The sequence below is a fragment of the Geodermatophilus sp. SYSU D00705 genome (assembly GCF_054050135.1).
Window position 1 is genome coordinate 1 of sequence record NZ_JBJGYT010000071.1, and the last position, 4,779, is coordinate 4,779.

Consider the following 4,779-nt stretch of genomic DNA (forward strand, 5'->3'; position numbering starts at 1 on the left):
CCCCCCCCCCCCCCCGCCCCCGCCCCCGCGCCCGCGCGCCCGCCGCCCCCCCCCCCCCCCCCCCCCCCCCCCCCCCCCCCCCCCCCCCCCCCCCCCCCCCCCCCACTCGTACTGCGGTCGATCAGTCGCGCGGCTCCTGCGGCCGGCCGCCGTCGACCGGGCGGCCAGAGGTGGTGAGCTCGCGGTCCGCGGCGGCGGCGGCCTGACCGTGGTCCTCGTGCCGCTGCTCGAGCTCCACCTGCGCCGGCTCCTCGACGGGGGTGAAGAAGCCGCGGATGGCGCGGCGGGCGCCGCCCACGTGGTTCATCCGCTTGGGCACCGGGGCGCCGCCGTAGGCGAGCGCACCGTGGCCGTGCTCGTCCACCGGGCCGAGGGGCTGGTGGACCTCGATGAACTCGCCGCTGGGCAGACGGCGGATGACACCCGTCTCGATGCCGTGCTCGAGCACCTGGCGGTCGTGCTGCTGCAGGCCGAGGCAGATGCGGTACGTGATCACGTACACGATCGGCGGCAGGATGATGACGCCGATACGGCCGACCCAGGTCATCGCGTTCAAGCTGATGTCGAACTTGTCGGCGATGACGTCGTTGCCGCCGGACATCATGAGCCAGATGTAGAACGTCAGCCCCATCATGCCCAGCGACGTGCGCACCGGCACGTCGCGGGGACGCTGCAGCAGGTGGTGGGACGCGGTGTCCCGGGTGAGCTTCCGCTCGATCATCGGGTACAGGGCGAGCACCGTGAACATCAGGCCGGCGATCACGACCGTCGGCCAGAACAGCGCCGGGATCTGGTAGTCGCCGGGCAGGTTGATGTCCCAGGCCGGGAAGAGGCGGGTCGACCCGTCGAGGAAGCCGATGTACCAGTCCGGCTGGGAGGCCGCGGAGACCTGGGCCGGGTTGTACGGGCCCCACAGCCACACCGGGTTGATCTGCACCAGGCCACCGAGCGCGGCGCAGACGCCGAACACGATGAAGAGCAGGCCGGTCGCCTTGCCCGCGAAGGTCGGGAAGAGCCGGTTGCCGACCACGTTGTGCTCGGTCCGCCCCGGGCCGGGGAACTGGGTGTGCTTCTGCTTGACCAGGATCAGCAGGTGCACGGCGATCAGGGCCAGCAGGATCGCCGGGATGAGCAGCACGTGGACGATGTAGAACCGGCCGATGATGTTCTCGCCGACGAAGTCGCCGTTGAAGACCGCGAAGTGGGCCCACGTCCCGATCACCGGCACCGACAGGATGATCGCGCTGATGATGCGGAGGCCGGTGCCCGACAGCAGGTCGTCGGGGAGCGAGTAGCCGGTCACGCCCATGAGCAGTGCCAGCACCAGCATGACCACGCCGATGATCCAGTTGGTCTCGCGCGGCCGGCGGAAGGCGCCGGTGAAGAAGATGCGGAGCAGGTGCACCACGATCGAGGCGACGAACAGCAGTGCCGCCCAGTGGTGGATCTGCCGCATGAACAGGCCGCCGCGGACGTCGAACGACAGGTTCAGCGTCGAGTCGTAGGCCGCCGACATCTCCACGCCGCGCAGCGGTGCGTACGTGCCCTCGTAGACGACCTCGCGCATGGAGGCGTCGAAGAAGAACGTCAGGTACGTGCCCGACAGGAGCAGGACGATGAAGGAGTAGAGCGCGATCTCGCCGAGCAGGAACGACCAGTGGTCCGGGAAGACCTTGTTCAGCGTGCGGCGCAGCGGGCCGGCGACGATCAGACGGTCGTCGACCTCATAGCCGATCTTGCCCAGTCGCGTGGTCGGGACACCCGGCGCCGTGGCGGTGCGAGCCATCAGATGCGCTCCCGGTTCCAGTAAGTGGGGCCTACGGCCTCAATGTAGTCACTGCGGGCCACGAAGTAGCCCTCGTCGTCGACCGTGATCGGCAGCTGCGGCAGCGGCCGGGTGGCCGGGCCGAACACCGGCTTGGCGCCCTGCGTGATGTCGAACTGCGACTGGTGGCAGGGGCACAGGATCCGGCTGGTCTCCTGCTCGTACAGCGACACCGGGCAGCCGGCGTGCGTGCAGATCTTGGAGTAGGCCACGTAGTCGCCGTAGCTGAAGTCGTCCTGGCCGGGGCGCGGCTTGTCGACCTCCACCTGCTCCGGGCGCAGCCGGAAGAGCATGGTGGCGGCGTCGGACTCGCGGTTGCCGCCCGGGACGGCCGGGAAGACGGTCTCGATCGAGCCGGGCTCCTGGTCACCGGGGCGGATCGGGGTGCCGTCGTCGCGGACCAGGCGCACGCCGTTGGCCCAGCTCGTCCTGCCGAGCGGATTGCCCTTGTTCGGGTCCTTGATCAGACCGCCCAGCGGCAGGATCAGCATGAGCCCGAGGCCGCCGCCCATGAACAGCATCGAGCGGGACAGCAGCTTGCGGCGGGCCAGACCACTGTTGTGCAGGCCGCCGACGAGCGTGGCGCCGGTGGTGACCCGGTCGAAGTGCGACCCGTCGTGCTTGTCCTGCACCGCCGTCTCGTGCGGCAGCAGCTTCTTGGTGTAGAGCACCAGGCCCACACCGACCAGGATCATGGCCAGGCCGAAGAGCGCGCCGATCAGCGGCGTGAACAGCGCGCTCCAGCCGGACTCGGAGATCTCCCACTGCCAGTCCGGCAGGAACCAGCCGGATCCGACGTAGACGACGACGAAGCCGAAGGCGGCCACGCCGGCGAGGGCGAAGGTCAGCCCCACCTGGCGGACGGCGCGCCGCTCCAGCCGCGACCCGGGTTCGGGGCCGGGGTCGACGTGGAGCACCTCGACCCCGTCGTACCGGGCGCCCAGGCGGTCGAGCTCCTCGCGGGGCATCGCCGCCAGTTGCTCAGGGGTGTAGTCGTCGTCCGGACCGCCGTGCAGCGGCCCGGCGACGTCTGCGCCGCCGGTGGAACCGGGGCGGCTGTCGCGCGTACTCACGCTTCCTCCTCGCTGACCCACGCGGTCAGCGGTCGCTGGGCCGAAGTGTCCGGTGCGGAGCCGGTGTGCGTGCTCACGCCTTGCTCCCCATCCAGAAGATCCCGAACAGCAGCACGCCCATGCCCACGACCCAGATGACCAGGCCCTCGGCGACCGGACCCATGCGGCCCACGCCGGCACCGCCCGGGTCGGCCTGGTTGTCGATCGTCTGGACGTAGTTGATGATCGCGCGCTTCTCGTCGGGGGTGAGCTGGTTGTCCCCGAAGACCGGCATGTTCTCCGGCCCGCTCAGCATCGCGGTGTAGATCTCCAGGTCGCTGGACTCCTCGAGGCTCGGCGCCGCCTTGCCGGAGGAGAGGGCGCCGCCCTGGCCCACGAAGTTGTGGCAGGAGGCGCAGTTGAGCCGGAACAGCTCGCCGCCGAGGGCGAGGTCGCCGTCGCGCAGGTCGCCGGAGGGGAGCGTCGGGCCGCCGCCGTTGGCCTGGACGTAGGCCATCAGCTGGTCGATCTCCTCGTCGGTGAAGACGGCCGGCTTGTCGGGGGCGTCGGCCTCCTGACGCACCAGCGGCATGCGGCCGGTGTGCACCTGGAAGTAGACGGCCGCCTCGCCGACGCCGATCAGCGAGGGACCGCGGGCGGGGACGCCCTCGAGGTTCTCGCCGTGGCAGGTGATGCAGCTGCGCTCGTACAACTCGCGGCCGGCGGCCTCGGCGGAGGACTCGCTCGTCGCGTCCTCGTCGGTCGCGTAGGCCGGTGACAGGGCCGAGTACAGGGTGCCGGTGAGCACGAGGGCAGCCATGAGGCCGGCCACGTTGACCACCCGGCGGCGGTGCTTGGAGCGGCGACGGGCGCGGGCCGCGGTGGCGGGGCCGCCCTCGGCCGGACGGCGGGACCAACGGGCGCGGCCGCGCGGCGGCACGTCGTCGGGCAGGGCGTCGGACTGCGGGTTCGTGGTGGACACCGGTTCCCTAGCGGATCAGGTAGATCGTGGCGAAGAGCCCGACCCACACGACGTCGACGAAGTGCCAGTAGTAGGAGACCACGATGGCCGCGGTCGCCTGTGCCGGCGTGAAACGGCCCATGGTGGACCGGATGAGCAGGTAGACGAAGGCGACGAGACCCCCGATCACGTGCAGCGCGTGGAAGCCGGTGGTCAGGTAGAAGACCGAGCCGTACGTGGAGCTGGAGATCGACGTGCCGTGCTCGGTGACGAGCACGCGGTACTCGTTCGCCTGGGCGAGCACGAAGACCAGGCCCATGGCGAAGGTGATCGTGAACCAGCGCCGCAGGCCGTAGACGTTCCCCTGCTCCGCAGCGAACACGCCGAGCTGGCAGGTGACCGAGGAGGCCACCAGGATGATCGTGAAGATCAACGCGTAGGGCAGGTTCAGCTCGGTCGGCTCGGGCGGCCACCCCTCGGTGGCACGAGCCCGCGCGGTGAAGTACATGGCGAACAACCCGGCGAAGAACATCAGCTCGCTGGAGAGCCAGATGATCGTGCCGACGCTGACCATGTTGGGTCGGGTCAGGGAGTGCACCCGGGAGGTGTCGAAGGTGCCGCTCGCGACGGGAGCCGTTGTCACGTGGTCATCATGGCATCGGTCCCGGCAGGGCCACGACCGCGGGTGGGCGGGCGTGGCGGTGCCGTGACCTCCCCGATACCTGGGGACGGGCGTCCCCGGTAGGGGACGCTCCGGGCACTAGGCTCCGCCGGGTGACCGATGCGCCGGCAACCGTCCTGGTCTACAGCTCCCGGCCCGTGGTGGGGGCGGCCGGTGGCGGCGGCGTGGGGGGGGCGGCGGGGCGGGGGGGTGGGGGGGGGGGGGGCCGGGGCCGAGGACTTGGCCGGCTCGTGCGCGGAGGACTGGCTGCGCCACGCCG

4 protein-coding genes are annotated in these 4,779 nt (G+C 71.0%); all 4 read right to left on the reverse strand.

Annotated features, from left to right (window positions below):
* Positions 1–121: 121 nt before the first annotated feature.
* Complete coding sequence (gene qcrB, locus ACI78Q_RS23565; protein ID WP_456925908.1) at positions 122–1,786, reverse strand: cytochrome bc1 complex cytochrome b subunit; 1,665 nt, start codon at positions 1,784–1,786, stop codon at positions 122–124.
* Positions 1,786–2,898 carry a cytochrome bc1 complex Rieske iron-sulfur subunit gene (qcrA, locus tag ACI78Q_RS23570; protein ID WP_456925909.1) on the reverse strand — a complete coding sequence of 371 codons (1,113 nt, stop codon included), beginning with the start codon at positions 2,896–2,898 and terminating at the stop codon, positions 1,786–1,788. Before qcrA ends, qcrB begins: the two co-directional genes overlap by 1 nt.
* Before the next feature lie 73 nt (positions 2,899–2,971).
* Positions 2,972–3,859, reverse strand: a complete 888-nt coding sequence (qcrC, locus tag ACI78Q_RS23575) for a cytochrome bc1 complex diheme cytochrome c subunit (protein ID WP_456925911.1) — start codon at positions 3,857–3,859, stop codon at positions 2,972–2,974.
* A gap of 7 nt (positions 3,860–3,866) precedes the next feature.
* The gene (ctaE, locus tag ACI78Q_RS23580) at positions 3,867–4,481 is read right to left on the reverse strand and encodes an aa3-type cytochrome oxidase subunit III (RefSeq protein WP_456925913.1); all 615 of its coding nucleotides are present in this window, start codon (positions 4,479–4,481) and stop codon (positions 3,867–3,869) included.
* Positions 4,482–4,779: the final 298 nt, after the last annotated feature.